Annotated in this window: 24 protein-coding genes; 16 read left to right on the forward strand and 8 right to left on the reverse strand. The window is 76.6% G+C overall.

Going from position 1 to position 25,733, the window contains the following annotated elements:
- The first annotated feature begins 25 nt into the window (after window positions 1–25).
- The 3 genes from ACFU9A_RS03590 (at window position 26) to ACFU9A_RS03600 (ending at window position 3,035) form a co-directional block, all read left to right on the forward strand.
- Window positions 26–1,000 (forward strand): carbohydrate ABC transporter permease, encoded by a 975-nt coding sequence (locus tag ACFU9A_RS03590; RefSeq protein WP_430573891.1) that lies wholly within the window; start codon window positions 26–28, stop codon window positions 998–1,000.
- A gap of 2 nt (window positions 1,001–1,002) precedes the next feature.
- Entirely contained in the window at window positions 1,003–1,929 is a 927-nt protein-coding gene (locus ACFU9A_RS03595; protein WP_430573892.1) for a carbohydrate ABC transporter permease, read from the forward strand.
- 71 nt (window positions 1,930–2,000) lie between these two features.
- On the forward strand, window positions 2,001–3,035 hold the full coding sequence (locus ACFU9A_RS03600) for a LacI family DNA-binding transcriptional regulator (protein WP_430573893.1): 1,035 nt from the start codon (window positions 2,001–2,003) through the stop codon (window positions 3,033–3,035).
- Between the two features lie 45 nt (window positions 3,036–3,080).
- On the opposite strand, the gene ACFU9A_RS03605 is transcribed toward ACFU9A_RS03600, so the two are convergent.
- Window positions 3,081–3,704, reverse strand: coding sequence for a hypothetical protein (locus ACFU9A_RS03605; protein WP_430573894.1), 624 nt, complete (start codon window positions 3,702–3,704; stop codon window positions 3,081–3,083).
- A gap of 380 nt (window positions 3,705–4,084) precedes the next feature.
- On the opposite strand from ACFU9A_RS03605, the gene ACFU9A_RS03610 reads away from it, so the two are divergent.
- The gene (locus ACFU9A_RS03610) at window positions 4,085–4,963 is read left to right on the forward strand and encodes an alpha/beta fold hydrolase (RefSeq protein WP_430573895.1); all 879 of its coding nucleotides are present in this window, start codon (window positions 4,085–4,087) and stop codon (window positions 4,961–4,963) included.
- Between the two features lie 7 nt (window positions 4,964–4,970).
- Here the strand turns inward: ACFU9A_RS03610 and ACFU9A_RS03615 are convergent, their stop codons facing one another.
- Window positions 4,971–6,350, reverse strand: a complete 1,380-nt coding sequence (locus tag ACFU9A_RS03615; RefSeq protein WP_430573896.1) for a pyridine nucleotide-disulfide oxidoreductase — start codon at window positions 6,348–6,350, stop codon at window positions 4,971–4,973.
- A gap of 110 nt (window positions 6,351–6,460) precedes the next feature.
- Here ACFU9A_RS03615 and ACFU9A_RS03620 point away from each other — a divergent pair, with 110 nt between their 5' ends.
- Window positions 6,461–7,219 (forward strand): MerR family transcriptional regulator, encoded by a 759-nt coding sequence (locus tag ACFU9A_RS03620; protein WP_430573897.1) that lies wholly within the window; start codon window positions 6,461–6,463, stop codon window positions 7,217–7,219.
- 76 nt (window positions 7,220–7,295) lie between these two features.
- Window positions 7,296–7,721: a hypothetical protein gene (locus ACFU9A_RS03625; protein WP_430573898.1), complete on the forward strand. Its 426-nt coding sequence runs from the start codon at window positions 7,296–7,298 to the stop codon at window positions 7,719–7,721.
- Between the two features lie 44 nt (window positions 7,722–7,765).
- On the opposite strand, the gene ACFU9A_RS03630 is transcribed toward ACFU9A_RS03625, so the two are convergent.
- On the reverse strand, window positions 7,766–8,719 hold the full coding sequence (locus ACFU9A_RS03630; RefSeq protein WP_430573899.1) for a hypothetical protein: 954 nt from the start codon (window positions 8,717–8,719) through the stop codon (window positions 7,766–7,768).
- 78 nt (window positions 8,720–8,797) lie between these two features.
- On the opposite strand from ACFU9A_RS03630, the gene ACFU9A_RS03635 reads away from it, so the two are divergent.
- Both ACFU9A_RS03635 and ACFU9A_RS03640 read left to right on the forward strand, forming a co-directional pair.
- Window positions 8,798–9,292 (forward strand): heme-degrading domain-containing protein, encoded by a 495-nt coding sequence (locus tag ACFU9A_RS03635; protein WP_430573900.1) that lies wholly within the window; start codon window positions 8,798–8,800, stop codon window positions 9,290–9,292.
- Window positions 9,293–9,338: 46 nt separating this feature from the next.
- Entirely contained in the window at window positions 9,339–10,862 is a 1,524-nt protein-coding gene (locus tag ACFU9A_RS03640; protein WP_430573901.1) for an amidohydrolase, read from the forward strand.
- 85 nt (window positions 10,863–10,947) lie between these two features.
- On the opposite strand, the gene ACFU9A_RS03645 is transcribed toward ACFU9A_RS03640, so the two are convergent.
- On the reverse strand, window positions 10,948–12,615 hold the full coding sequence (locus tag ACFU9A_RS03645) for a glycerophosphodiester phosphodiesterase (protein WP_430573902.1): 1,668 nt from the start codon (window positions 12,613–12,615) through the stop codon (window positions 10,948–10,950).
- Window positions 12,616–12,747: 132 nt separating this feature from the next.
- On the opposite strand from ACFU9A_RS03645, the gene ACFU9A_RS03650 reads away from it, so the two are divergent.
- Together ACFU9A_RS03650 and ACFU9A_RS03655 are read left to right on the forward strand one after the other, a co-directional pair.
- The gene (locus tag ACFU9A_RS03650; RefSeq protein ID WP_430573903.1) at window positions 12,748–13,092 is read left to right on the forward strand and encodes a TraR/DksA family transcriptional regulator; all 345 of its coding nucleotides are present in this window, start codon (window positions 12,748–12,750) and stop codon (window positions 13,090–13,092) included.
- 32 nt (window positions 13,093–13,124) lie between these two features.
- On the forward strand, window positions 13,125–13,754 hold the full coding sequence (locus ACFU9A_RS03655; protein WP_430573904.1) for a uridine kinase: 630 nt from the start codon (window positions 13,125–13,127) through the stop codon (window positions 13,752–13,754).
- Window positions 13,755–13,769: 15 nt separating this feature from the next.
- Here ACFU9A_RS03655 and ACFU9A_RS03660 read toward each other — a convergent pair whose 3' ends face one another.
- Window positions 13,770–17,240, reverse strand: a complete 3,471-nt coding sequence (locus ACFU9A_RS03660; protein WP_430573905.1) for a hypothetical protein — start codon at window positions 17,238–17,240, stop codon at window positions 13,770–13,772.
- A 61-nt stretch (window positions 17,241–17,301) separates the two neighbouring features.
- Complete coding sequence (locus ACFU9A_RS03665) at window positions 17,302–18,042, reverse strand: VOC family protein (RefSeq protein WP_430573906.1); 741 nt, start codon at window positions 18,040–18,042, stop codon at window positions 17,302–17,304.
- A gap of 168 nt (window positions 18,043–18,210) precedes the next feature.
- Between ACFU9A_RS03665 and ACFU9A_RS03670 the strand changes: the two genes are divergently transcribed.
- Window positions 18,211–19,629 carry an adenylosuccinate lyase family protein gene (locus ACFU9A_RS03670; protein ID WP_430573907.1) on the forward strand — a complete coding sequence of 473 codons (1,419 nt, stop codon included), beginning with the start codon at window positions 18,211–18,213 and terminating at the stop codon, window positions 19,627–19,629.
- A 61-nt stretch (window positions 19,630–19,690) separates the two neighbouring features.
- A complete protein-coding gene (locus tag ACFU9A_RS03675; RefSeq protein WP_430573908.1) occupies window positions 19,691–20,023 on the forward strand; it encodes a hypothetical protein in 333 nt (110 codons plus the stop codon).
- 13 nt (window positions 20,024–20,036) lie between these two features.
- Here ACFU9A_RS03675 and ACFU9A_RS03680 read toward each other — a convergent pair whose 3' ends face one another.
- A complete protein-coding gene (locus ACFU9A_RS03680) occupies window positions 20,037–21,521 on the reverse strand; it encodes an SDR family oxidoreductase (protein ID WP_430573909.1) in 1,485 nt (494 codons plus the stop codon).
- Window positions 21,522–21,679: 158 nt separating this feature from the next.
- On the opposite strand from ACFU9A_RS03680, the gene ACFU9A_RS03685 reads away from it, so the two are divergent.
- Both ACFU9A_RS03685 and idi read left to right on the forward strand, forming a co-directional pair.
- On the forward strand, window positions 21,680–22,519 hold the full coding sequence (locus tag ACFU9A_RS03685) for a tryptophan-rich sensory protein (RefSeq protein WP_430573910.1): 840 nt from the start codon (window positions 21,680–21,682) through the stop codon (window positions 22,517–22,519).
- A complete protein-coding gene (idi, locus tag ACFU9A_RS03690) occupies window positions 22,516–23,070 on the forward strand; it encodes an isopentenyl-diphosphate Delta-isomerase (protein ID WP_430573911.1) in 555 nt (184 codons plus the stop codon). Before ACFU9A_RS03685 ends, idi begins: the two co-directional genes overlap by 4 nt.
- Before the next feature lie 35 nt (window positions 23,071–23,105).
- Here idi and ACFU9A_RS03695 read toward each other — a convergent pair whose 3' ends face one another.
- The gene (locus ACFU9A_RS03695; protein WP_430573912.1) at window positions 23,106–23,633 is read right to left on the reverse strand and encodes a MarR family winged helix-turn-helix transcriptional regulator; all 528 of its coding nucleotides are present in this window, start codon (window positions 23,631–23,633) and stop codon (window positions 23,106–23,108) included.
- A gap of 74 nt (window positions 23,634–23,707) precedes the next feature.
- On the opposite strand from ACFU9A_RS03695, the gene ACFU9A_RS03700 reads away from it, so the two are divergent.
- Both ACFU9A_RS03700 and ACFU9A_RS03705 read left to right on the forward strand, forming a co-directional pair.
- Window positions 23,708–24,763 (forward strand): polyprenyl synthetase family protein, encoded by a 1,056-nt coding sequence (locus ACFU9A_RS03700; RefSeq protein ID WP_430573913.1) that lies wholly within the window; start codon window positions 23,708–23,710, stop codon window positions 24,761–24,763.
- Complete coding sequence (locus ACFU9A_RS03705) at window positions 24,760–25,728, forward strand: phytoene/squalene synthase family protein (RefSeq protein ID WP_430573914.1); 969 nt, start codon at window positions 24,760–24,762, stop codon at window positions 25,726–25,728. The genes ACFU9A_RS03700 and ACFU9A_RS03705 overlap by 4 nt, the downstream gene beginning before the upstream one ends.
- Window positions 25,729–25,733 lie beyond the last annotated feature (5 nt).

The following is a 25,733-nucleotide window of genomic DNA, read 5'->3' on the forward strand; positions in this document are numbered from 1 at the left end:
CCGCACCCACCGAGGGAAAGCAGAGATGACCACGTCCACCGTCGCGCCGCCGGGCGGCCGCACCGCACCCCCGCCGGTCCGCACCACGGGCCCGAGCACCTCGGGCCGCCGCCGGCTCGCGCCGTGGGGGTTCCTCGCGCCCGCGATCGCGCTGTTCGTCCTCTTCCTCGCCCTGCCGATCGGGTACGCCGTGTACCTGTCGTTCCGGACGGAGAAGGTGAGCGGGCTGGGACTGGGATCCGGGTCGCGCACCGAGGTGTGGGCCGGGCTGTCCAACTACGCGTCCGCCCTCGGCGACCCGGAGTTCCTCGCGTCCGTCGGCCGCGTCGCGCTCTACGGCCTGCTCGTGGTGCCCACGATGCTCGGCCTGGCCCTGCTGTTCGCGCTGCTGCTCGACTCGCGCCGGGCGCGGGCGCGCACGTTCTCGCGGACGTCGATCTTCCTGCCGTACGCGGTGCCCGCGGTGATCTCGTCGCTGCTGTGGGGCTTCCTCTACCTGCCCGGCGTCAGCCCGTTCTACGACCTGTTCGACGCGCTCGGCTGGGACGTGCCGTCGTTGTTCGAGGGCGACCTCGTCATGTTCGCGGTCGCGAACATCGCGGTCTGGGGCGGCACCGGCTTCAACATGATCGTCATCTACACGGCGCTCAAGGCGGTGCCGTCGGAGCTGTACGAGGCCGCGGAGCTGGACGGCGCGTCGCAGGTGGCCGTCGCGTGGCGGATCAAGATCCCCATCGTCACGCCGTCGATCATCATGACGGCCGTCTTCTCGATGATCGCGACCCTGCAGGTGTTCGCCGAGCCCACCACGCTGCGGCCGCTGAGCAACTCGATCTCGACCACCTGGACCCCGCTGATGAAGGTCTACCGCGACGCGTTCACGCGCGGCGACCTGCACTCGGCCGCCGCGACGTCGGTGATCATCGCCGCCGCGACCTTCGTGCTCTCGTTCGGCTTCCTGCGGCTCGTGCAGGCCCGTGCCTTCGGTCAGGAGAAGTGACGATGACGACGCTGACCAGCCCGCTCCCCGCCGGCACGCCCGCGGCCCCCGACGCGCGAGGGCGCTCCGGGAGCCCGCGCCGCACCTGGCGCGGCGCCGGCGCGCGCCCGTCGCCCGTGGCCACGGCCGTGCTGCTGCTGGGCGCGCTCTACTGCCTGCTGCCCGTCGTGTGGGTCGTCGTGGCCTCGACGAAGTCCGGGTCGGAGCTGTTCTCCACCTTCACCTTCGCGCCGTCCACGCACCTCGCCGAGAACGTGGGCGACCTCGCCGCCTACCGCGACGGCCTCTTCTGGCGCTGGATGCTCAACACCGCCCTGTACGCCGGCGTGGGTGCGGCGCTGTCCACCCTGGTGTCGGCCATGGCCGGGTACGGGCTCGCGAAGTACACCTTCGCCGGCAAGAACGCCGTGTTCAACGTGCTGCTGGCCGGGGTGCTCGTGCCCGCCATCGTGCTCGCCATCCCGCAGTACCTGCTGCTGGCCGAGCTCAACCTCACCAACACCTACTGGTCGGTGCTGCTGCCCAGCATCATCAGCCCGTACGGCATCTACCTCGCCCGGATCTACGCGGCCGCCGCCGTGCCCGACGAGGTGGTCGAGGCCGCCCGCACCGACGGTGCGAGCGAGTCGCGCACCTTCTTCCAGGTCGCGGTGCCCATGCTCGTGCCCGGCCTGGTGACGGTGTTCCTGTTCCAGTTCGTCGCGATCTGGAACAACTTCATGCTGCCGTACATCATGCTCGGCGACGACAAGCTGTTCCCGATCACCGTCGGCCTGTCCGGCCTGCTCAACCAGGGCGCCAGCCAGCCCGCCATGTACACCCTGGTGATCACGGGCGCGCTGCTGTCGATCCTCCCTCTCGTGGCGCTGTTCTTCGCCCTGCAGCGGTTCTGGCAGGTGGACCTCGCCGCCGGCGCGGTGAAGTCGTGACCACCCGTCCCCGCCCCGCGCGGGCCGCCGCGGGCCGGGCGGGTTCGACACGGGTCAATACACTCACCGACGTGGACGGAACGGGTGGGCACGGGTCCGACGACGGCCGGGCGAAGCGCCCCACGATCCGCGACGTCGCGGCCGTGGCAGGCGTGTCGCGCGGCACGGTCTCGCGGGTCATCAACGGCGGGCACTGGGTCTCGCCCGACGCGCGCACCGCGGTGGAGGAGGCGATCCGCGCCACCGGGTACCGCGCCAACCCGCACGCGCGCTCCCTGGTGACGGGGCGGGCCAACTCGGTCGCGTTCCTCCTCACCGAGGAGCAGCACCTGCTGTTCGAGGACCCGAACTTCTCCCTGCTGTTGCGCGGCGCCACCCACGCCGCCGCCGAGCGGGAGATGCCCATGGTGCTGCTCGTCGCCGGCACGGCGGAGGAGCGGCGGCGGGTGGCCCAGTACATGGAGGCGGGGCACGTGGACGGGGTGCTGCTGATCAGCTCCCACCGCGGCAACCCGATGATGGGGGAGCTGCTGCGGCACGAGATCCCCACCGTGGCGTGCGGCGTGCCCCTCGGGTACGAGGGGAAGGTCGGCTACGTCGCCGCCGACGACCGCTCCGGCGGCCGCACCATGACGCAGCACCTGTGGGACTCGGGCCGGCGGCGCATCGCCACCATCACCGGCCCCATGGACACCCCGGGCGGCGTGCTGCGGCTCGAGGGCTACCGCGACGTGCTCGGCGACGCCTACGACGCCGGGCTCGTCGCGCACGGCGACTACTCCCGGGAGAGCGGCCGCCTCGCGATGGCGGAGCTGCTCGAGCGCCGGCCGGACGTCGACGCCGTGTTCGTGCACTCCGACCTCATGGCCGCCGGGGCGCTCGTGGCCCTGCAGGCCGCCGGCCGCAGCGTGCCGGACGACGTCGCCGTCGGCGGGTTCGACGACTCCGGGGTCGCCGCCCAGCTGCACCCGCCGCTGACCACGATGCGCCAGCCGTACGAGCGCATCAGCGCCGAGATGGTGCGGTTGCTGCTCGAGGTCGTCGACGGCCAGGAGCCCGCCGCGATCACGCTGCCCACCTCGCTCGTGGTGCGCGAGTCGGCCTGAGCGCCACGCCCACGGCGTCGCGGCCGGTCCCGCCGGGGCCACCGGTCAGTCCCACCAGGCGCGGTACCAGGGCTCGCCGCCGTCGTCCCCGGTCGCGGGGGACCGGGTGTCGGCCCGGCCCGGCCCCCACCACGGGGTGATCTCGTCGGGCGGCGCGTGCATGTCGTCCACGCCGAGGGCGACCAGCGTCGCCATGACGTCGGTGCACTCGCACCCCTGCTCGTGCCGGCGGTCGATCCGCAGCGAGCGGTCGGAGCGCAGCAGCACCGCGGTCACCGTGATCCGCTCGTCGCAGCGCAGCGGACCCACGACGTACCCCTGCGCGCGCACGCGGTCCGGGTGGCGCACCACGGCACGGAGCACCGCGCCGAGCGTGGGGCCGAGGTTCTGCCGTTCGGTCGCGAGCTCCTCCTCGTCGAGCCGGTCGAGCAGGCCCGCGGCGACGCGGGCGTCCAGAGCCGCGAACGGGTAGTACCCGGGCGCCGCGTTCGGTCCGAGGACGGGCTGGAGCAGCACGTCGAGGCCGTCGTCCAGCAGCCGGCCGTGCGAGCCGGGGCAGCCGGCTCCCGGGCCGTCGTCGTGCCGGGCGCCGGGCCGGGTGGCCAGGTCCCGCTCCCGGGTCCACGCGGTGCTCAGGTCGACCAGGTCGGGCGGGGTGAACCGCGCCACGGGCCACGCCGGCCCCCGTTCCGGTGCCGGTTCGACTGCCGGTTCGGGTGCCGGTTCGGGTGCCGGTTCGGGCGCCGGTTCGGGTGCCGGCCCGGGCGTCGTCGGCGGGGTGGGCGGCGCCGTCGTGACGGGCATGGCGGGCTCCTTCGGTCCGGTGGCGGACGCCCGGCCGGGCGTCCGACGTCGAGCCTGGCGCCGCGGCGCCCGCCGCGGTCGGCCGCCGGGCCGGCCTGTGGACGGGCCGAGCCTGGGGGCAGGTTCCGGGCCCGGCGCGGTGCGCCGACGTCGTGCCTGGTCAGCACCGATGATTTCCGGCCTGGCGAGGTGTCTCACCCTCAGCACAGGATGGACCCACCCCTGCCGGCCTCGGAGGCCCCACCATGAGCGAGCTCACCACCCACACCCTGGACGTGCCGGGCGCCGTCCTCACCTACGACGTGCGCCTGCCGGCCACCCCCGGCCCGCACCGGCCGGTCTTCGTGCTCGGCTCCCCGATGGGGGCGTCCGGCTTCGAGCAGCTCGCCGCGCTGCTCGACGACCGCGCCGTCCTCACCTACGACCCGCGCGGCATGGACCGCAGCACGCTCGCCGCCGACGGCGAGGTCTCCGTCGAGATCCACGCCGACGACTTCCACCGCGTGCTCCAGGCGGCGCGCGCGCTGGTCGGCGACGGGCCCGTCGACGTGTTCGCGTCGAGCGGCGGCGCGGTCAACGTGCTGTCGTGGATCGTCGAGCACCCCGACGAGCTCGGCACCGTCGTCGCGCACGAGCCCCCGCTGTGGGCGCTGCTCGAGGACCGCGACCTGCAGCGCCGGGCCACGCAGGACATCGTCGAGACGTACCAGCGCGACGGGTTCGGGCCGGCGATGGCGAAGTTCGTCCAGCTCTCCATGCAGGACGCCCCGCTCACCGAGGACTACTTCTCCCGGCCCGCTCCCGACCCGGCCATGTTCGGCATGCCCACCGAGGACGACGGCTCGCGCGACGACCTCCTGCTGAACGGCAACATGAGGTCGTTGCCCTGGTTCTCGCCCGACCTCGACGCGCTGCGCGCCACCAGCGTGCGGCTCGTCCCGGCGGTCGGCGAGGCCGGCCCCGGCACGATGCCGCGGCGCGGCGGCGAGGCGCTGGCCGCGGAGCTCGGCCTGGACGTCGTCGTGTTCCCCGGCGACCACGGCGGGTTCACCGTCAACGAGTGGTCGCCGCACAACGACCCGGCGGCGTTCGCGGCCGCGCTGCGGGAGGTGCTGAAGGGCTGACGGGCGCTCAGGCGGGGGCGGCGCCGAGCCGCTCCAGCCCGGCGATCCCCGCGGCGGCGTGCTGCGTGTAGCGGGCCACGGCGTCCCGCACCTCGGGGCGCGCGGCCTCCTCCGGCGGCACCCGCGCGGGGTTGAGGAGCACCGAGTGCGCCCACTGCGCGACGTCCGGCTCCCGCATGAACCGGGCCGTGCCGCGGGCCCCGCGCGCCTGCAGCGCGCTCCAGTCGGTGGGCGTGCGCCAGTAGGGCGTCGGCGGGCAGAGGGCGTTCTTCTCCTCGTCGGACCGGTCGTGCCGGGTGCCCTCCACGTAGCCGACCAGGGCCGCCGCGAAGCAGGGGAACCCGGCCCGCACCGCCTGCACGGTCAGGTGCTCGCCCCAGATCGGCACCGGCGGCGGCTGCGGCAGGCCGTAGGCGGCGCAGTGGACGACGACGGCGCCGCGCGGCACGGCGACGGCGCCCTCGTCGAGCTCCAGCTTGCCGGGCGTCACCCGGTGCAGGTGCCCGCGGCGCACCACCTGCGTGACGGTGCGCAGCAGGTCGAGCTCCCACCGGCCGAGCGTCGGCGTGCGCGCCATCCGCGGCCGCACGCCCTGGTCGATGCGCACCATGATCCCCTCGGCCTCGAGCCGCACGAACAGGTCGTCGGCCGACGACGCCACCTCCGCGGCGGCCATGAGCGAGCCGGCCATCGCGAGGAACACCGCGGGGTCGGGCTGGATCACCGCGCGGTCGAACATCCACGGGTCGGCGGACCGCACCCAGGTGATCGCGTCGGGGTCCAGGCCCTGGCGCAGCAGCCACACGATCGCGTCGGTGGCGGTCTTGCCCGCGCCCACGACGACGTACGCGTCCGCCTCGACCTCGCCCACCCCACCCGCGGGGACCACGCGGGCGCCGTCCTCGACGTCGAACGGCGGCGGCGACAGCGCCGGGATCTCGGGCGCGAGGAACCGCGCGTCGACGACGCGGCGCCGCACGGCGACGTCCACCTCGCGGCCGGTGGCGAGCTCGACGAGCCGCCCGTCGTGGTACTCGTGCCCGCCCAGCAGCGTCACGCGGTCGGTGGGCAGCAGCCGGTCGGCGAGCACCCGCGCGTAGTAGTCGCAGATCTCCGGGCGGGTGGCGCGCTCGTGCAGCCCCACCTCCGGGCCGTCGGTCTGCACCCGCCCGCCGCCGAGCCGCGTGGAGGCCACCCCGTACAGCTGCGACGCCTGGTGCAGCCGCACGTACGGGTACGCGTCGAGCCAGTGCCCGCCCGGAGCCGTGCGCCGGTCGACCAGCGTCGCGTGCGCGGTCGGGTCGTGGTCGACGAGGGCGTCGACGAACGCCATCCCGGCCGCCCCGGCGCCGACCACCAGGTAGTCGGTCTCGACCGAGCGGGCCATGCTTCCAGTGACCCACCGGGCGGGGTGCCGGTCAACGCCCGGCGAGGGTGATCTCCCTGCACCGGCGCACCCCTTGCGGTTGACGCGACGTCAACCTCTACGGTCGAGACATGAACCGCTCCATCCAGGACGTGGCCCGCCTCGCGGGCGTCAGCAGCCGCACGCTGCGGCACTACGACCAGATCGGCCTGCTGCCGCCCTCGGGCACCGGGGTCGGCGGGCTGCGCCACTACGACGCGGCCGCCGTCGTGCGGCTGCAGCGCATCCTGCTGCTGCGCGACCTCGGCCTGCCGCTGACCGACATCGGCCGGGTGCTCGACGAGCAGGCCGACGAGGCCGGCGCCCTGCGCCGCCACCTCGACCAGCTGCGCGCCGAGCAGGACCGGCTGGCGAGGCAGGTGGCGTCCGTGGAGCGGACCGTGACCGCGATCGAGAAGGGAGAACAGCTCATGGCCGAGGACATGCTCGACGGTTTCGACCACACGCAGCACGAGGAGGAGGTGACCGAGCGCTGGGGCGCCGACGCGTACGCGAGGAGCGACGCGTGGTGGCGCGGGCTCGGCGCCGCGGAGCAGCAGGAGTGGAAGGCGCGCACGAAGGAGCTCGCCGAGGCCTGGGCCGAGGCCGCGCGCCGCGGCGTCGACCCGGCGTCGGACGAGGCGCAGGCGCTCGCCGCGCGGCACGCCGCCTGGCTCGGCGGCGTCCCGGGCACGCCCGGCGCCGAGCGGGGACGCCCGACGAAGGAGTACGTCGTCGGGCTGGCCGAGATGTACGTGGCCGACCCCCGCTTCGCGAAGAACTACGGCGGCGACGAGGGGGCGACGTTCGTGCGCGACGCCCTCGTCGCCTACGCCGAGCGCGAGCTCTGACCTGCGAGGTGTCAGGGTGCCCGCGGCGCATGCCCGGCGCGCACCCTGGCACCTCGGCGGGTGGGAGGATGCCCCGGTGAGCGACGACTGGGCGGCGCAGCGCACCGAGGCGGCGCGGGTGCAGGCGGAGCGCCTGCGCGCGCGGCAGGACGCCGAGCACGTGCAGGCGGAGGCGCTGCTGCAGCAGTTCGTCCGCGCGGCGGCCGACGCCGGGCTCGAGCCGGAGAACCTGCAGGTCAAGGGGTACGGCGGCCGCGGCACGGCGCGCACCTCGCTGCGCGGCTGGTACCTGCGCCACGACCGCACCGCCGGCGTCGCGACCGACGGCACGTTCTACGTGCTCACCGCCCCGCTGACGCTGGTCGACCGGGTGCGGGGGGCGCGGGTCGAGCCGGAGCGGCCGCCGCTGGTGCTCGGCGCGGGCGGCAAGGACGGCAGCTCCATCGACCTCGTCGACGCGCTCGAGCGGCTGCTCCCCGGCTGGCGCGGCGCCGCGACGTAGCGGTGCGTCGTCGTCCTGGGGCAGGACGGCGACGAACCGCGACGTCACCGGGTGCGGGTCATCGCCTCGCCCACGGGGCCGGCGACCTCCGGCAGCGCGAGGTAGCCGGCCCACGGGCCGTCGTCGAGCCGCACGGCCGCCGCGTGGTTGCCGGGCGCCCGGTTGTCCACCCGCAGGACGTCGATCGCGGGCGACCCCGCCGGGAGCGGGAAGACGGCGGGCGTGAGGTCGCGCAGCGCGAGCAGGTCGCGGGGATCGCGGGCGCTCACCCACCGGCGCACGCCCGCCGGGAACGCGAGCGGCGCGCGGGCCTGCAGCGCCTCGCGGATCGCGCGGACGCCGAGCGGCGACCCCGGCGTGAGCAGCAGCGGCACCTCGGCACCGTCCGCCCTGCCGGCGAGCACCGAGTACGCGACCACGCTGCCCAGGGAGTGCGCCACGACGACGGCCGGCTCGTCCTCGGCCAGCGCGGCCGCGAGCCCGTCGTCGATCACCCGGCGCACGTGGTCGTCGTGCAGGTAGGCGTACACGTCGCGGGTGAGCGTGAGCAGGACGGCGGCGCTGACGCCGGGCACGTACCGGTCCACCAGCCCGAGCGTCGCGACGACGGCCTCGGCGAGCGCGTCGCCGACCGCCCCCTCCGCCACCACGGGCGGCGCCTCGTCCTCGGGCCCGCGGCCCGCCCCCGCGAGCACCTCGCGGGCGACGTCGAGCACGAACCGCAGCTCGCCGTCCGGCAGGGCGGGCAGCCCCGCGGGCCCGACCGCGGGAGCGCCGGCTTCCAGGGCGTGCACCGTGACGGACGGCGGCGCCGCGCCGCCGACCAGCGCCGCGAGGGTGTCGCCGTAGTAGACGAACGACGACCCGGCGTCGGTGGGTCGGAACGACGACCCGGCGGCGGCCAGACCCGCGGCCGTCGCCCCCAGCCACTGGGCCTCGAGCGTGTCGGGGTCGTGCCCGGCGAGGTCACGGCCGTGGACGAGCACCAGTCGGGTCACGCGGCGAACCTACCGACCGGCGCGGCCCCGGCGGGACGGCGCGCCGCAGCCGCCGCCGCGCCGTGCGACGCTGGGCGCATGGTGGACACGGGGAACAACGAGGACGTCGCGGCCCTGGTCGCCGAGGTCGAGCAGCAGGAGCGCGAGCTGGTGCTGACGCGCTTCTCGCACGACGACGCCTGGCAGCTCGGCTGCCTGCTGATCGAGCTCGCCACGGAGCGCGGCCTGGCGGTGACGGTCGACGTGCGCAAGGGCCCGCAGCAGGTGTTCCACGCCGCGCGCGAGGGCACGACGCCGGACAACGACACGTGGGTGCAGCGCAAGGTGCGGGTGGTGGAGCGGTTCGGGGCGTCGTCGTTCCTCACGGGCCTGCGTGCCCGGGCCAAGGGCGACGACTTCAACGCCAAGCACGGCCTGCCGCTGCAGGAGTACGCGGCGCACGGCGGTGCGTTCCCCGTGCGGGTGGACGGCGTGGGGGTCGTCGGCGTCGTCACCGTCTCGGGCCTGGCGCAGGCCGACGACCACGCGCTGGTCGTCCAGGCGCTGCGCGTGCACGCCGCCGGCGGCGCCTGACCCGCGCCGCCTGACCCGCGCCGCCGCGGGCGTCTACGGTGGCCCCGTGTCCGCGCTGCTCCTGACGAACGCCCGCCTCGCCGGCCGCCCCGACCGGCCCGTCGACGTCCTGCTCGACGGCGGCCGCGTCGCCGCCGTGACCCCGGCGGGCACGCCCGCGCCGGTCCCGGTCTCGGCCCTCCCGGAGCAGGTGGACGTCGACGGCCGCACCGTCGTCCCGGGGCTGTGGGACGCGCACACCCACCTCACGCAGTGGGCGATGGTGCGCCAGCGCCTCGACGTGTCCGCCGCGACCAGCGCCGCCCACGCCGCCGCCCTCGTGCGCGACCGCCTGGACCGCGCCGCGCCGCCGCCGGACGGGCTGCCGCTGGTGGGGTTCGGCTTCCGCTGGGCCACCTGGCCGGACGAGCCGACCGCCGCGGTGCTCGACGAGGTCGCCGGCGAGGTCCCGGTGGTGCTGCTGTCGGGCGACCTGCACAGCGCGTGGGCGTCGACGGCGGGCCTGCGCTTCCTCGGCATCGCGCACCACCCCACGGGGCTGCTGCGCGAGGAGGAGTGGATGCCGGCCAGCCCGCGCATCGTCACCGTCGACGACGCCGTGGCCGACGCCCTGGTGGCGGAGGCCGCGCGGGCCGCCGCCGAGCGCGGCGTGGTCGGCGTCGTCGACTTCGAGGTGGCGGACAACCTCACGGCCTGGCGCCGCCGGGTGGCGGGCGGCTGGGACGGGCTGCGCGTGCGCACGGGCGTGTGGGAGCAGCACCTGGAGGCGGTGCTCGACGCCGGGCTGCGCGCGGGCGACGTCCTCGGGGAGCCCGCGGGCTCCGACCTCGTGACGCAGGGGCCGCTCAAGGTCATCAGCGACGGGTCGCTCAACACCCTCACCGCGTTCTGCTTCGACACCTACGCGGGCGTCGCCGGCCCGGACGCGCACGGCATCCTCAACATCGCCACCGACCAGCTCGCGCCCCTCATGGCCCGGGCGCACGCGGCCGGTCTGCGCTGCGCGATCCACGCCATCGGCGACCACGCGAACTCCCTGGCCCTGGACGCCTTCGAGGCCTCCGGCGCGCGCGGCTCGGTGGAGCACGCCCAGCTGCTGCGCCCGGCCGACGTCGCGCGGTTCGCGGCGCTCGGCGTCACCGCGAGCGTGCAGCCCGAGCACGCGATGGACGACCGCGACGTCGCCGAGGAGCTCTGGCCCGGCCGCACCGCCCGCGCCTTCCCGCTGGCCGAGCTGCGGGCGGCGGGGGTGCGGCTCGCCCTCGGCTCGGACGCGCCCGTCGCACCGCTCGACCCGTGGACGGCGCTCGCCGCCGCGGTCACGCGGTCCCGCGACGGCCGGGAGCCGTGGCACCCCGAGCAGCGGATCGACGCGCGGGCGGCGCTGGAGGCGTCGGTCGACGGCCGGCCGCTCGACCTCGCGGCCGGCGGCCCCGCGGACGTCGCGATCCTCGACGGTGACCCGCTCGCCGCCGGCCCCGACGACGCGCCCGCCCTCGCCGACGCGCTGCGCGCCACCGTCGTCGCCGGCACCCTCGTCGCGGGCCGCTGGACGCACCGCGCCCTCTGACGACCCGCCGGGGCACCCTTCGAGCACGGGATCCGTGTCGCCGAGAGCAGTCTCGGCGGCACGGATCCGTGCTCGAAGGGGGCTGTCAGCCGCGGAGCTCGGCGATCTCCGCGAGCAGGGCGTCGCGCTGCCCGGCGTCGTCGACGTGCCGGGTCACGACCCGCTCGAGGCGGTCCCAGTCCTCGCGGGCGAGGGCGGAGAACAGCTGCTGCGCCTGGCCGGTGGACAGGTCGAGCGCGGCGAGCCGGGCGAGCAGGCCCGGGCCGGGCTCGGGCTCCGGGTCGGCCTGGCTCTGCGCCGCCTTCCAGCCGACGAACGCGCCGGGCCGGTTGGTGATGACGCCCTCGACGCCGAGGTCGGTGAACGTGGCCCAGTCGCTCGCGGAGTCGACGGTCCACACGAAGACGGCGACGCCCGCGGCGTTGAGGTCCGCCACGACGGACGGGCGCGTGGCGAGCGCCGCGCCGGACGGGTTGTAGTACGTGGCGTGCAGGCGCTCCGCCGTGGCGACCGGGTCGGCGTCGAGGCTGCCGCGCAGCAGGCCGAGCGGGATCTGCGGTGCCCGGTCGTAGGCGAACCGCAGCGCGTCCTCGTCGAACGACTGCAGCACCACGCGGTCCTCCAGGCCGGCCGCGGTGATCATGTCCACCGTGCGGTTCACCTCCGCGCGGGTCTCCGGCCCCTTGATCTCGAGGAGCAGGTCGGAGCCGCCGGTCTTCATGAGGTCGAGCACCTGCGCGAAGGTGGGCACCCGCTCGCCCGCGAACGCCGGGCTGAACCACGAGCCCGCGTCGATCCCGCCGACATAGGACGACGGCAGGAACGCCACGTCGCCGGTGCCGTCGGTGGTGCGGTCCACGGTCTGGTCGTGCATGACGACGGGGACGTCGTCGGCGGTGGTGTGCACGTCGATCTCGACGTACTCGGCCCCGGCCTTCATCGCCGCGGCGTAGGCGGCGAGCGTGTTCTCCGGGTTGACCGCAGAGTAACCGCGGTGCGCCGCGGTGACGGGCAGCTCGCCGGGCTCGTTGACGACGGGGCGCGGCTCGATCTCGGTGACCACGACGTCGTCGATGCTGACGCGCGCGCCGTCGGCCGAGAAGCCGAGCACGCCGTCCGAGGTGCGGCCGATGCGGCCCTCGAGCACCTCCTGGCCGTCGTAGACCCAGGTGGCGTGGTTGCCCCGCACCTCGACGGCGATCCGCACGTCCTTGCCGACGCCCGCGTCGGACGGGGCCGCCGCCGTGGCCGGCACGTTCCACGCGTTGCCGGCGGTGCGCTCGGCGATCTCCAGGCCGTTGGTCGCCGTCGTCGTCGCGCGCATCGCGGCCTGCCACCACGGCGCGGCCCCCGACGGCGCGACGTCGAGGACCGGCGCGAGCCACCGGGAGGCGTTGTTCACGGCGTCGAAGCGGACGGTGGCCTCGAGCCGGTAGTTCTCCAGGTGCGGGCCGAAGGTGATCCGCCCGATCGCGGCGGGCTCGCCGACGAGGCGCCCGTCCCGCACCGACCACTCGCCCGCGGCGGCCTGCCAGCCGTCGGGCAGCGCGCCGTCGGCGACGTCGTCGAAGTCCTGCGCGTACGCGACGTCGCCGGCCGCGGACGCGAGGGGTGCGGCCGTCGCCACGGGCGGCGCGACGGCGGTCGCGGCGACCGACGCGACGGACACGCCGGCGGCGAGCGCGAAGGCGAGCGTGGCGGAGACGGTGCGCGTCCCCGGGGGTGCGAGCAGGGCACGGCGGTGAGCGGTCATGGGTGGTCCTCCGGTCGGTTCCTGGTGGGTTCCCGGGGACCGTAGGAAGGCCGGGTGTCCGGCCCGGGTGCGGCGGGGTGGCAGGCGGGCGAAGGCCCGACGAACTTCCGGTGCCGGTGCGAGACTGCCGGGATGACGGGTGCGGACGGCGCGGAGGCGCGGCTGCGGGCGCGGCTCGCGGAGGTGGACGCCCGCCTCGCCGCGCAGCGCAGCGCGGTGGCGGGGATCGTCGAGTCGGCCCGGGACGCGAACGTGGACGACGAGCACGACCCCGAGGGCGCGACGCTCGCCTGGGAGCGCCAGCAGGCCGCGGCGCTCGCGGCCGGCGCGGAGGCCGAGCGGCGCGAGCTGCTCGCGGCGCTCGACCGGGTCGCGGCCGGCACGTACGGCGTGTGCGAGGTGTGCGGCCGCCCGATCCCCGCCGCGCGGCTGGCGGCGCGGCCCGCCGCGACCCGCTGCGTCGAGCACGCGCGCTGACCCCCCACGAGTCGGGGTGGCAGCATGGCCGCGTGCGCGTGGAGCCCGTGACCCCGGAGGGTGTGGTGGAGCACGTCGTGGCGCGCGTCCTGGAGCGCGCGGCCGACGGCGACCGCCCGGTGCGCGTGCTCGTGGACGGGCACCCGTCCACGCGGCCGGAGGCGCTGGCCGACGCGCTCGCCGAGCCGCTGCGGGCGGCGGGCCGGCCGGTGGCGCGCGTGCGGGTGCGCGACTTCCTCCGGCCCGCGTCGCTGCGCCTCGAGCGCGGGCGCCGCGACCCCGACGCCCTGCTGGAGGAGTGGATCGACGTCGGCGGGCTGAACCGCGAGGTGCTCACCGCCGTGGTCGCGCGCGGGCGCTGGCTGCCCACGCTGCGCGACCTGGCCACCGACCGGGCGACCCGCGCCGCGTACGTCGACGCCGCGCCGGGCACCGTCGTCGTGCTGGACGGCTCGCTCGCCGTCGGGCGCGGGCTGGACGTGGACCTCGTCGTGCACCTCGCGCTGCGTCCCGCCACCGAGACGCGGAACACCGCGCTCGACGACGCGTGGACGCTCGCCGCCTACGGGCGCTATCGCCGTGAGGTGCAGCCCGAGCGGCGCGCCGACGTCGTGGTCCGGGTGGACCACCCCGACCGCCCGGCGCTGGTGCTGCCCGGCTGACCCGCGCCCCGCGGTTCAGGCGCGCGGCGCCCGGGCGTCGAGCGTGAACGACGCCGCGACCTCGAGCACCCCGCCGGCCGGCACGACGGCGCGCACGCGGACCACGCCGAGCGGGAGGCCGGTGGGGTTCGCGTCCGCGACCGCCGTCTCGACGGTGCCGCCGGCCGGCACGGGCAGCGTGAGCGTCGGCGACCCGGGCGCGTCCCAGCGCAGCCGGACCGCTCCGTCGCCGTCGACCGGAGCCGCCGGGACGCGCCGGACGTCGCGCAGCCACCGGTGCCCGAGGTCGTCGGCGGCGTCGCCGGCGGGCACCGCGACGAGCCCGGCGGGGCGCGCGCCGTCCGCGAGCACGGTCCCGTCGCCGTGGAAGACCCACTCGACGACGGTCCCCGCGGCCGCGGTCACCGTGGCGACGTCGGACCAGCCGCCGGGCTCCAGGGCGAGCGCGCGCCGCACGGTGCCGGGGCCCCACGACGCCTCGGCGACCAGCCGCCGGTCGTCGGCCTCGACCAGCGCTCCCTCCAGGTCGGGCTGGCGCAGCCCGTCGAGGATGACGAGGTCGTGCGCCACCGGCGACCGCATCCAGTCGGTGATCTCGGCCCCGTAGCCGCTGGTGCCGAGGTCGAGGCTCGACCAGCCGCCCGCGGTGCCGACGTCCACGGCGAGCTTGTCGTGGTGGTCGTGCCAGCCGGACGGCGGGCCGAACCGCAGGGCGAGGCGCACGTCGGGCGAGCGCAGCACGCCGATGCCGGCGTGCGGCCACACGAACGACCCGGGAGCGCTCGCGGGCACCGCGGCGACGTCGTCGGGCCCGTGGACGAGCGCGGCGACGCTGCCCCGGCCGGTCAGGGGCGCCGACGGGCCGTGCGTGTGCTGGTTCGCGAACCACAGCTGCACGGGGGCGGTGCGGGGGTGCGCGTAGAACGGCGCGAGGGCGACGGGGTGCCCGGGCAGCAGGGCGGCCGCGGCCTCGGCCTGCTCGGCGAACGTGCCGACGAAGCAGTCCGGCCAGCCGTCGGCGTAGGCGGGGACGCGGCCGTCGTCGTACGCGAGCCGCGCCGGGGCGGACACGGCCCGGGACAGCCGGGCGGCGGACTCGTCGGACAGGCCCGCGGGGCCGGCCGCCTCCACGTAGGAGAGCAGCGCCGTCACCGTGTAGTAGTGGTAGTGCGGGTTGACCTCGAACCACAGCCCCTCGGGGCCGAAGCCCTCCCGGACCTGCGCCTCCGCCCCGAACTCGCCGTCGCGGCACGCGGCGAGCAGGGCGGCGTCGCCGGTGCGGACGGCGCACTCGGCGAGCGCCGCCAGCAGCCAGCAGTGGATGTTGTGGATCATCCCGAGCTGCGGCCGCAGCAGCGCCGCGACCTCGCCCGCCAGCCGGGTGGCCGCCGCGGAGGCCTCCGGGGAGAGGGCGTCGCCGGCCCAGCGGGCCGCCCGCAGCAGGCCGATCGCCCAGACCGCCTCGTCGAGGTTCTGCGGCTGCACGCGGCCCGTGCCGACGTTCGCCCCGTGCGGCGCGTACGACCGGTAGTCGCGGGCGTACCCGACCAGGATGCGGTCCAGCCCGGCGGCGGCGGCCCGCGCCTCGGCCGGGTCGTCGGACAGCCGGGCGAGCAGCGCCGCCCGCTGCGCCTGCGCGGCCGCCATGCCGTGCATGCGGGTGCGCCACGCGCCGTCCCACGGCTCGCCGGCGTACTCCCGCCCGCACGCGGTGCACGCGTGCCGCCCCGGGCTCGCCGGGTCGAACAGCAGCGGCGCTCCGTCGTCGCCGCAGAAGTAGTGGTGCGACCACGCCGAGTCCGCGCCCGGCGGTGGCACGGCCAGGCGGTCGCGCCAGTGGTCGTGGTCCGCCCGGACGGCGTCGAGGACGGCCCGGGCCCACGACGCGTCGCCCACACGCCGCCGCACCGCCGCCCAGTCGGGGACGACGGCGGTGCCGGGCGCGACGGGCGGGGCGTCCGGCGTCGCCAGGTCGAGGCGGATCCGGGCGGGCCGGTCGGCGGCGACGTCGCGCACGACGTACCGCAGCCACCACGTGTCGTCCGCGGCGGGGTCGGGCTCGACGGCGGCGAGCTCGGCGCCGGTCACGACGGCGTCGAGCCCGGGCACGCGCCAGCCGTCCGCGGCGAAGGCGTCGGCCGTCGCGCCGGGCGCCCGGACCTGGAACGCGAGCGCGAGGTCGCCGCCGTCGTGCCGCGCGCAGGAGAGGTGCAGGGCGGGCCCGTCGGCGCGCGCGTCCACCGCGAGGTCGCTCACGAGCCGCGCCCAGCCGACGTCGGGCCCGGCGCCGTCCCCGGTCGCCGTCCCGTCGACCCGCCAGTGGAGCGTGGCCGGGTGGAACTGGTCGCCCAGGTGCCCCCGCTCGCCGCCCACGTCCTCCGCGCCGACGAGGAGCCGGTCGCCCACCCACGACGTGGCCACGCGGCGCGGGTCGCGCGCCACCACCTGCTCGACCTGGCGCTCGCCGCGGAACCCGTCCAGGTGCGCCCGCGCGTCGTCGGGGACCTCGGCCCCGAGCACCGCGACGAGCGGCCCGAGGGCGAGGTCCCAGGCGTGCGGGAACGGCCGGTCGGTGGCGGGGAACGGGGCGGCGTCGCGGCCTGCGGCGGCCCACACCCACAGCCCGATGCCCGAGGCGTAGCGCCGCAGGTCCATGCCGTAGCTGCGGTCGTAGGGGCCGGCGAGGTTGCGCAGGCCCGCGTGGTAGTGCGCGGCGGTGTCCCGCCAGAGGGCCGCCTCCAGCTCGGCGCCCCCGGCGCGCAGCAGCGGCAGCCGCGCGTACCGGCGCCACAGCGCGAGCGCGACCAGGTCGATGCCGTAGTAGGTGGGGGAGTTGTACTCGTCGAACGCCCCGTCGACGCGGAACCGGTCGAGCACCTGCCCGGCCAGCCCGACCGCGGTCGCCTCCCACGCCGGCTCGCCGAGCCGGGCCGCGGCGTCCTGGAGCAGGAACGCCGTCATGAGCGCGATGTTCGTGTAGCGCGCGTCGACGCCGCGCGCGAGCGTGCCCTCGACGGCGCGCCGCAGCGCCTCGTCGACCCGGCGCCGGAGCCCGCCGTCGAGCGCCTCGGGGAACTCGGTCGCGACGACCACGAGCGTCGTCCCGACGAACTCGCGCCAGTTCGGGTCGTAGTCGCGCCACGCGGCGGAGCCGGGGCCCGGCACCGGCTCGTGCGGGCTGCGCCGCCACGTGCCGTGGAAGGGGGCGCCCGGCGCGTCGAGCTGGTGGTCCAGCACCCGCCCGAGGGCGTGGCGCGCGCGGTCGAGGTCCGCCTCGGCACCGTCCCGCGCGGGGGCGTCGCGCACGAGGAGGCCGAGGGCGTACCAGGTGGTCTCGCGCACCAGGTGGCCGGCCGGCGCGTGCTCGTCGCCCACCGGCTCGGGGGCGCGGAGCAGGCCGACGGCCGGGTCCCACCGGCCGTCCATCCACTCCAGGGAGCGCGTCGTGAGGTCGCGGGCGTGCCGGGTCAGCCGGTCGGGTCGCATGGCCGATCACCCTAGGGACGCCGCGCCCCCGCGGAAAGCGCCTGCCCGGCGGGTCGCCGCCTCAGGACAGGCAGAGGCAGAACGGGTGGCCGGCGGGGTCGGCGAACACGCGGAACGTGTCCTCGCCGCCCGGCAGCCGCTCCGCTCCGACGGCGAGCGCCGCCCGCTCGGCCTCGTCCAGGGTCTGCGGCCCCACGACGAGGTCGAGGTGCAGCTGCTGCGGGTGCGCCGGGTCGGGCCAGCGCGGGGGCTGGTAGCCCTCCACCTGCTGGAACAGCACGGCCTTCTCCCCGCCGAGCATCGCCATGCCCTCGGCGTCGTACACCACGGGGTCGCCGAGCACACGCGACCAGAACGCGGCCGCCGCGGACGCGTCCGGCACGTCGAAGGTCACGCCCATCACCGTCAGGCCGTCGTTGTCGGGCGCGTGGCACAGGTCGAAGGGGTGCCCGGCCGGGTCGGCGAGGGTGGTCCACCCGGGGCTCTCGCGCAGGACGGTGGCGCCGAGCCCCACCGCGCGCCGCACGGCCGCGGCGACGTCGGGCACGCGCAGGTCGAGGTGCACCTGCTGCGGGTGCTCCTGGCCGGGCCACGCCGGCGGCACCAGGTCGGGCGCGGGCTGGAAGGCGAGCGACCACCCGTCGGGGGTGTCCACGGTGATCCAGTCCTCGCCGTACCCCTGGACGACCTCGCCGCCGGTCAGCTCGCGCCAGAAGTCCGCCGACGCCCGCGGGTCCGGGGCGTCGAACACCACCGCGTCCAGGGCCGCGACCCGTGTGCGCGTCGTCGTCTCGTCGCTCATGTGTCCTCCTCGCGTGGGCCCGGCCTCGGCACGTCGTCGTGGGGCCGGGGGTGCTCGACCAGCCTGCCGCGCCCCACCGACACCCGCAGCGGCCGGCGGCCAGGGGTGTACACGGCGGCCGGCCGGGGCGATCATGCTGCCCATCGCCGTCGGCCCCGGGAGCAGCCCATGATCGTCGCACCGTTCGGACGCTTCACCGAGGGGCGGGTGCCGGACCCCGGGATCGCGCGCCTCTTCACGCGGGAGAACCGCTGGCAGGCGCGCCTCGACGTGGAGGCGGCACTGGCGCTCGCGGAGGCCGACGCCGGCCTCATCCCCGCCGAGTCCGCCCGCGCCATCGCACTCACGGCGCGGATCGAGAAGCTCGACGTGAAGCGCGTCCTCGCGGCGACGGCCGAGGCCAGTCACCCGCTCGTGCCGCTCATCGAGGAGTTCGCGCGGGCCGTCGGCTCCAAGCACGGCGGCTGGGTGCACTGGGGCGCGACCACGCAGAACATCACGCAGACCGCCGACGTGCTGGTGCTGCGCGACGCCCATCGCGCGGTGCTGCGCCAGCTCGGCCGCGTGCTGCGCTCGGCGGAGCGGCTCGCGACGTCCTCGGCCGCGCTGCCGATGGCGGGCCGCACCCACAGCCAGCACGCCGTGCCCGTGACGTTCGGGTTCAAGGTGGCGGTGTGGATCGACCAGCTGGCCGCGCACGCGGACCGGTTGGAGCGGCTCGACGAGCGGCTGTTCTGCGTGCTCATGGGCGGCGCGGCGGGCACGTTCGCGTCGTTCGGGGGCTCGGGGCGTGCGGTCGAGGCGGGCGTGGCGCGGCGGCTCGGCCTGCACCCGATGCGGGTGCCGTCGAGGTCGGTGAACGACGGCATCGTGGAGCTCGTGCTGGTGCTGGCGCAGCTCGCGGGCACGATCGGGAAGATCGGCAGGGACGTCTACACGCTGATGCAGCCGGAGTTCGCGGAGGCGTTCGAGCCGGTGCCGGAGGGCACGGTCGGCAGCTCGACGATGCCCCACAAGCGCAACCCGCAGCTCGCGCTGGACATGCAGACGATGTCGGCGGAGCTGCGCGCGCTCGCGGGCCCGGCGCTGGAGTCGATGCTGCACGACCAGGAGGCCAACGGCGCGATGACGGCCCTGCTGGAGGACGTGTCCGCCTCCGCGGCCGTGCTCGCGGGCGACATGCTCGCCCGGCTGGAGGTGGTGATGGACGGCCTCGACCTCGACCCGGACCGGATGCGCGCCAACATCCGGCTGTCCGAGGGCATGATCGGCTCGGAGTCCCTCATGCTCGCGCTCGGGGAGAAGATCGGGCGCCAGCGGGCGCACGACGTGGTCTTCGCGGTCGCGCAGGCGGCGGCGTCGGACGGCCGCCCGTTCCTCGAGCTGCTGCACGGCGACCCGGTGGTGAGCGGCGCGTTCGACGACGACGAGCTGCGCGCGCTGCTCGACCCGGCGGGCTACCTCGGCCTGAGCGTGGAGATCGCGCTGGACCTGGCCGCGTGCGCGGGCGAGGCCGCCGACAGGCTGGCGGCGCTTCCCGAGCGGATCCCCGTCGCGATCGGGAGCCAGCGTCCCGGCGAGGGGTGAATCGGCGCCGCGGGACCTTGCCCGCCCGGCGCCGGCCCGCGGCCGGTGCCATCGTGGGGAGATGGAACCCGTGCTCCCCCCGCGCGGACGGCGCGCCCGCCGGGCCGCGACCGTGGTGCTCGCCGTCGGCGCCCTCGTCCTGCTGGCCGCGTGCGCGGCCGGCCCGAACCCGGGGGTGGACACCTCCGCGATCGGCGGCCAGGGGCCGTACGGGTTCTGGTGGGGCCTGTGGCAGGGCATGATCCTGCCGGTCACGTTCTTCGTGTCCCTGTTCACCGACTCGGTGTCGATCTACGAGGTGCACAACAACGGCAACTGGTACGACGTCGGGTACGTCATCGGCATCTCGCTGGTCTTCGGCGGCCCGCTCGGCGCGCGCCGAGCCCGGCACTGAACGGTTCCCGGCGTCAGCCGTGCACGGCGTGCTCGTGCGCCGCGCGGGCGATGTTGCGCTGCATCCCGCCGAACACGACGCCGTGGAACGGGCTGATCCCCCACCAGTAGAGCTGTCCGGGCAGGCCGCGGGGCGAGAAGATCGCGCGCTGGCGGAACACGGGCCGGTCGCCGGGGCCGTCCTCGACCGAGAGCTCGAGCCAGGCGAGGCCGGGGAGCCGCATCTCGGCGCGCAGGCGCAGCAGGCGACCGGGCACCACCTTCTCCACGCGCCACCAGTCGAGCGCGTCGCCGGGCTCGAGCCGGTGCGGGTGCCGGCGGCCGCGGCGCAGCCCCGGCCCGCCGAAGAGCCGGTCCAGCAGGCCCCGCGCCACCCAGCCGAGCCGCCAGGAGTACCAGCCGTGCGCCCCGCCGATGCCCTCGATCACCGACCAGAGCGACTCGCGGGTGGTGTCGACCTCGTGGGCCCGGTCGTCGACCAGCAGGCTGCCGCCGGCCCAGTCCGGGTCGTCCGGGAGCGGGTCGGACGGCGCCCCCTGCGTCGACGCGGAGCTCCAGCTGGTGCGCACGTCCAGGTCCCGGATCCGGGCCAGCGCGAGGGTGACCGCGTCGTCGAAGCCGATCAGCCCGCCCGGGGGGTCGGGGACGTAGGCCGCGATGTCGTGGTCGCGGGCCACGACCTCGTGGACCAGCGACCCCACGAGGGGGCGGGCGATCGCCGGCGGCACCGGGGTGACGAGCCCGACCCACAGGCTCGCCAGCCGCGGCGTCAGCACGGGGACGGCACCGATCACGCGCGGCCGCAGACCGGCGACGGCGGCGTAGCGCTGCATCATCCGGCGGTAGGTGAGCACGTCGGGGCCGCCGATGTCGAAGCCGCGGCTGACCGAGCCGGGGACCGTCGCCGCCCCGACCAGGTAGCGGAGCACGTCGCGGACCGCCACGGGCTGGATGCGGTTGTCGATCCACCGGGGCGCGACCATCACGGGCAGCCGCTCGGTGAGGTAGCGCATCATCTCGAACGACGCGCTCCCGGAGCCCAGGATCACCGCGGCCCGGAGCACGACCGTGGGCACGTCGCCGGCGAGCAGGATCTCCTCCACCTCCCGGCGGGAGCGGAGGTGGGGCGAGAGGTCGTCCGTGTCGGGGTACAGCCCGCCCAGGTAGACGACGCGGCGCAGCCCGGCCTCGGCGGCGGCGGCCGCGAACCCGGCGGCGGTGCGGCGGTCGGTGTCGGCGAACCCCGGCCCCCCACCGAGGGCGTGGATGAGGTAGTAGGCCACCTCCACGCCGTCCAGGGCGCGGCGCAGGTCACCGTGCGAGCCCGCGTCGCCGGTCACGACGTCGACGGCCTCGGCCCACTCGCGGGCGGCGAGCCGCTCGGGGTGCCGGGCGAGCACGCGGACGCGGTACCCGGCGGCGAGCAGCTCGGGCACGAGGCGCCCGCCGATGTAGCCGGTCGCCCCGGTGACCAGGACGAGGGGGGAGTCGGACGGCATGTGCCCACCTGCCTCTCGTGCGCGTGGGGCCGGTCGGCACGGATCGGCCCACCCAAGTTGCTAGCCAGGCTAGCAATATTCGCACGGCGATGGCATCGTGGGGGACGGAGGCGCGGCCGTCCCGGCCCTGCCCTGACACGCACGTCCCAGGAGGTCCCATGGCGGGCACCCAGGCCGCCCCGCGGCTGCAGCAGGTCGCGGTCACCGCGAGCTTTCTGGTCTGCGTCGTGGGCTCGATGATCGGCGTGGGCGTCTTCGGCGGCACCCCGGTCTCCGAGGCCGCGGGCGGGGCGCTCGCCGCCGACGCCACCCTCGTGGCCCCGGCGTCGCCGGCCTTCTCGATCTGGACGGTCATCTACCTCGGGCTCGCCGGGTACACGCTCTTCCAGTGGCTCCCCGCGCACGCGGCCGACGACCGGCAGCGCCGCCTCCGCCTCCCCGTCGCCGCGACGATGCTGCTCAACGCGGCGTGGATCCTCGTGGTCCAGGCGGGCGCGCTGTGGTGGAGCGTGGCGGTCATCGCGGTGCTCCTGGCCGTGCTCGCCCGGACGTTCCTGGTCCTCGTGCGGACGCCCGCGACGGGGACGGCCGAGCGGGTGCTCGTGGACGGCACGCTCGGCCTCTACCTGGGATGGGTGTGCGTGGCCACGGTCGCGAACGTCGCGGCCGCCCTCGCCGCCGCGGGGTTCGCGGGCGGCGCGGTGACCCCCGACTGGTGGGCCGTGGGGGTCCTCGCGGTCGTCGCGGGGATCGGCGTCGCCCTGGCGGTGCGCGGCGAGGGCCGGATCGCGGTCGCGGCGGCCCTCGCGTGGGGCCTGGTCTGGGTGGCGGTGGCCCGGGCCGACGGGCGGCCGCCCTCGACGCCGGCGATGGTGGCCGCGGTGGCCGCGGCGGTCGTCGTGCTCGGCGCGGCGGTCGTGCTGCGGGCGCGGGCGGCCGCGCCGGCGGCGCTCCGATCCCGAGCGGTCCGGGAGCCGCGGCGCGAGGACGACCGATGAGCGGGGGAGCCGGGCCCGAGGACCACGTGATCCTGGTCGACGACGACGGCACCCACCTCGGTCGCGCGCCGCGCGCCACCGTGCACACGCGCGACACCCCGCTGCACCTCGGCTTCTCCTGCTACCTGTTCCGGCCCGACGGGCGCGTCCTCGTGACGCGGCGCGCGCTGACGAAGCGGACCTGGCCGGGCGTCTGGACCAACTCGTTCTGCGGGCACCCGCGGGAGGGCGAGTCGTGGGGCCAGGCCGTGCGCCGGCACGCCCGGCACGAGCTCGGGCTCGACGTCGCCACCACGGGCGAGCCGGTGCTGCCCTCGTTCCGCTACCGCGCGGTGGACGCCGGCGGCGTGGTCGAGAACGAGCTCTGCCCCGTGCTGCTCGCCACGACCGATCAGGAGCCCGTGCCGAACCCGGACGAGGTGATGGACCTGCGCTGGGTGGGCCCCGACGAGGTCGAGGGCCTCGTGGCGCTCGCGCCGTGGGCGCTGAGCCCGTGGATGGTCGCGCAGGTGCCGGAGCTGCGGTCCGCGGGCTGGACGGCGCCGGGCTGACCCGCCCTGGGCGCGCGTCGCCGGGCCCGCGGGGATCAGGCGGACGTCTCGCCGACCACGGTGCCCGCGGCGTCGTCGGCCTCCGCCTCGGCCTCTGCGGCCATGGCGAGCAGGAACTCCTGGACGGCGGGGCGGCAGTGCGCCGGGACGGCCCGCGCGATCTCGAGCATGCGGTCGTGCACGTGGGTGAGGCGCTCGCGCACCTCGGCGTGGGCCGCCGCGGAGGCGACGACGACCACCGACCGGCGGTCGGACGGGTGCGGGTGCCGCTCGAGGTGGCCCGACGCGACCAGGCGGTCGAGCAGCTTCGTCGTGGAGGCGGTGGAGATCGCCAGGTACTCCGCGATCCCGCGCGGGGTCGCCGGGTCGCCCTGCTGCTGGCACGCGATGACGTGCTGGAGGGCGCGGAGGTCGGTGAGGTTCATCCCCATGTCGCGGCCGGCGCGGCGCCGCATCGACTCGTCGGAGCGGCGGAACGCGCGCAGGGCCTCGAGGAGGCGGCGCGGCTCCGCGTCCTGCGTCCCGTACCAGTAGGACGAGCCGTCTCCGGGTGCCTCGGTCACGCGCCCATCATACGACTACCTCCTGTGGCTAGTATCTTGCTAGGCTAGATACATTCCGGACGAGGAGGTGGAACGTGCCGCACTCGACTCCCGACGCCGTCGACCAGGTGGGTGGCGCCGTCGAGGGCGCGGTCGAGAGCCTGTTCGCCGCGGGCGACCGCCCCGACGGCACCCGCCTGTGGGGCGCGGTGCGGGGGACGAGCCACGGGGGCAAGCGGCTGCGACCGCGGATCCTGGTGGAGGCCTACGACGCCCTCGCCGGCGCGGCGCCGCCCGAGCCGCGGGAGGTCGCGGTGCGCGTCGGCGCCGCCGTCGAGCTGCTCCACCACGCGTTCCTCGTGCACGACGACGTGATCGACGGCGCGGACACCCGCCGAGGCCGCCCGAACGTGGCCGGCGCGCACGCCGCGCAGGCGCTGGAGTCCGGGGCGAGCCCCCGGCAGGCCCGGGACTACGGCGCCGCCGCCGGCATCCTCGCCGGCGACCTGGCCCTCGCCGGGGCCGTCCGGGCCGTCGCGCTGTGCGGTGCGGCGCCCGCGACCACCGAGCGGCTCCTCGACGTCCTGGACGAGGCCATGCACCTCACGGCGGACGGCGAGCTCGCGGACGTCTGGCTCAGCCTCGGCTCCTCCTGCGCCGACCTCGACGAGGTGCTGCTCACGGCCGAGCGCAAGACGGCCGTGTACAGCTTCCAGCTCCCGCTGCGTGCGGCCGCGATCCTCGCGGGCCGCGACGACCTCGACGCCGGCGTCCAGCGCCTCGGCCGGGACCTGGGCGTCGCGTTCCAGCTCCGGGACGACCTCGACGGCGTGTTCGGCGACCCCGCGGAGACCGGCAAGAGCAACGCGTCCGACCTGCGCGAGGGCAAGTGCACCCCGCTCGTGGCGCTCGCGCGCGGGACCTGGGCGTGGGAGGAGCTGAGCACCGTGCTGGGCCGCCCCGACGCGGCGGAGCCCGAGCTGGACCGTGCGCGGGAGCTGCTCGCGGCCTGCGGCGCCCGCGCGGCGGTCGAGGCCCTCGCGAGGGTCCTCGAGCGCGACGCGGTCCGCCTCGGCGAGGAGCTCGGCCTGGGCGTCCTCGCCGCCCGCGTGGCCGGTCCCGTGCCCGACGACTCCCCGAGCGCCGCATGAGCGCCGTCCCGGCCGCCCGGACCGTCCGGCCCGCCCCGGCAGGCGTCCACGCCGCGCCGGCCCCCGCCGACGACGTCGACACCGTCGACACCGCCGACACCGCCGACGCCGTCGGCCCTGCCGCCGACGACCTGTACGACGCCGTCGCGGTGCGCAGCGCCGCCGTCGTCATCCGGGCCTACTCGTCGTCCTTCGGCTGGGCCTGCCGGCTGCTCGGCGACCCCGTGCGCGACCCCGTGCGGACGGTGTACGCGCTGGTCCGGGTCGCGGACGAGATCGTCGACGACGTCCGCCCCGGCCTCGGCGCCGCCGCGCGCGCCGAGCTGCTCGACGACCTCGAGCGCGAGGTCGCCCGCGCCACGGCGTGCGGTCGCAGCAGCAACCTCGTGGTCCACGCCTTCGCGCGGACGGCGCGGCAGTTCGGCATCGGGGACGACCTGGTGGCGCCGTTCTTCGCGTCGATGCGGGCGGACCTCACGGTCACCGCGCACGACGAGGCCAGCTTCGCGGCGTACGTGCACGGCTCGGCCGAGGTGGTGGGCCTCATGTGCCTGCGGGTGTTCGTCGCGGGGGACGACGCGGCCTACGACCGGCTCGCCCCGGGAGCCGCCCGCCTCGGCGCGGCGTTCCAGAAGGTCAACTTCCTGCGCGACCTGGCGGAGGACGTCGACGAGCGGGGTCGCTCGTACTTCCCCGGCCTCGACGTCGACGCGTTCGACGACGCCGACCGGGACCGGCTGCTCGCCGACGTCGACGCCGACCTGGCGGCCGCGGCCGTGGCGATCGACGGCCTGCCGCGCAGCTCACGGCGCGCGGTGCGGGCGGCCCACGACCTGTTCGCCGCGCTGTCCCGGCGGCTGGCCGAGACCCCCGCCGCCACGATCCGGCGCCAGCGCGTGCGCGTGCCCGGCCCGGTCAAGGCGCGGATCGTGGCCGGCGTCCTCGCGAGGGACGTGCTCCGGTGAGGGTC

The sequence above is a fragment of the Isoptericola sp. NPDC057653 genome (assembly GCF_042799955.1).
GTDB lineage: Bacteria > Actinomycetota > Actinomycetes > Actinomycetales > Cellulomonadaceae > Isoptericola.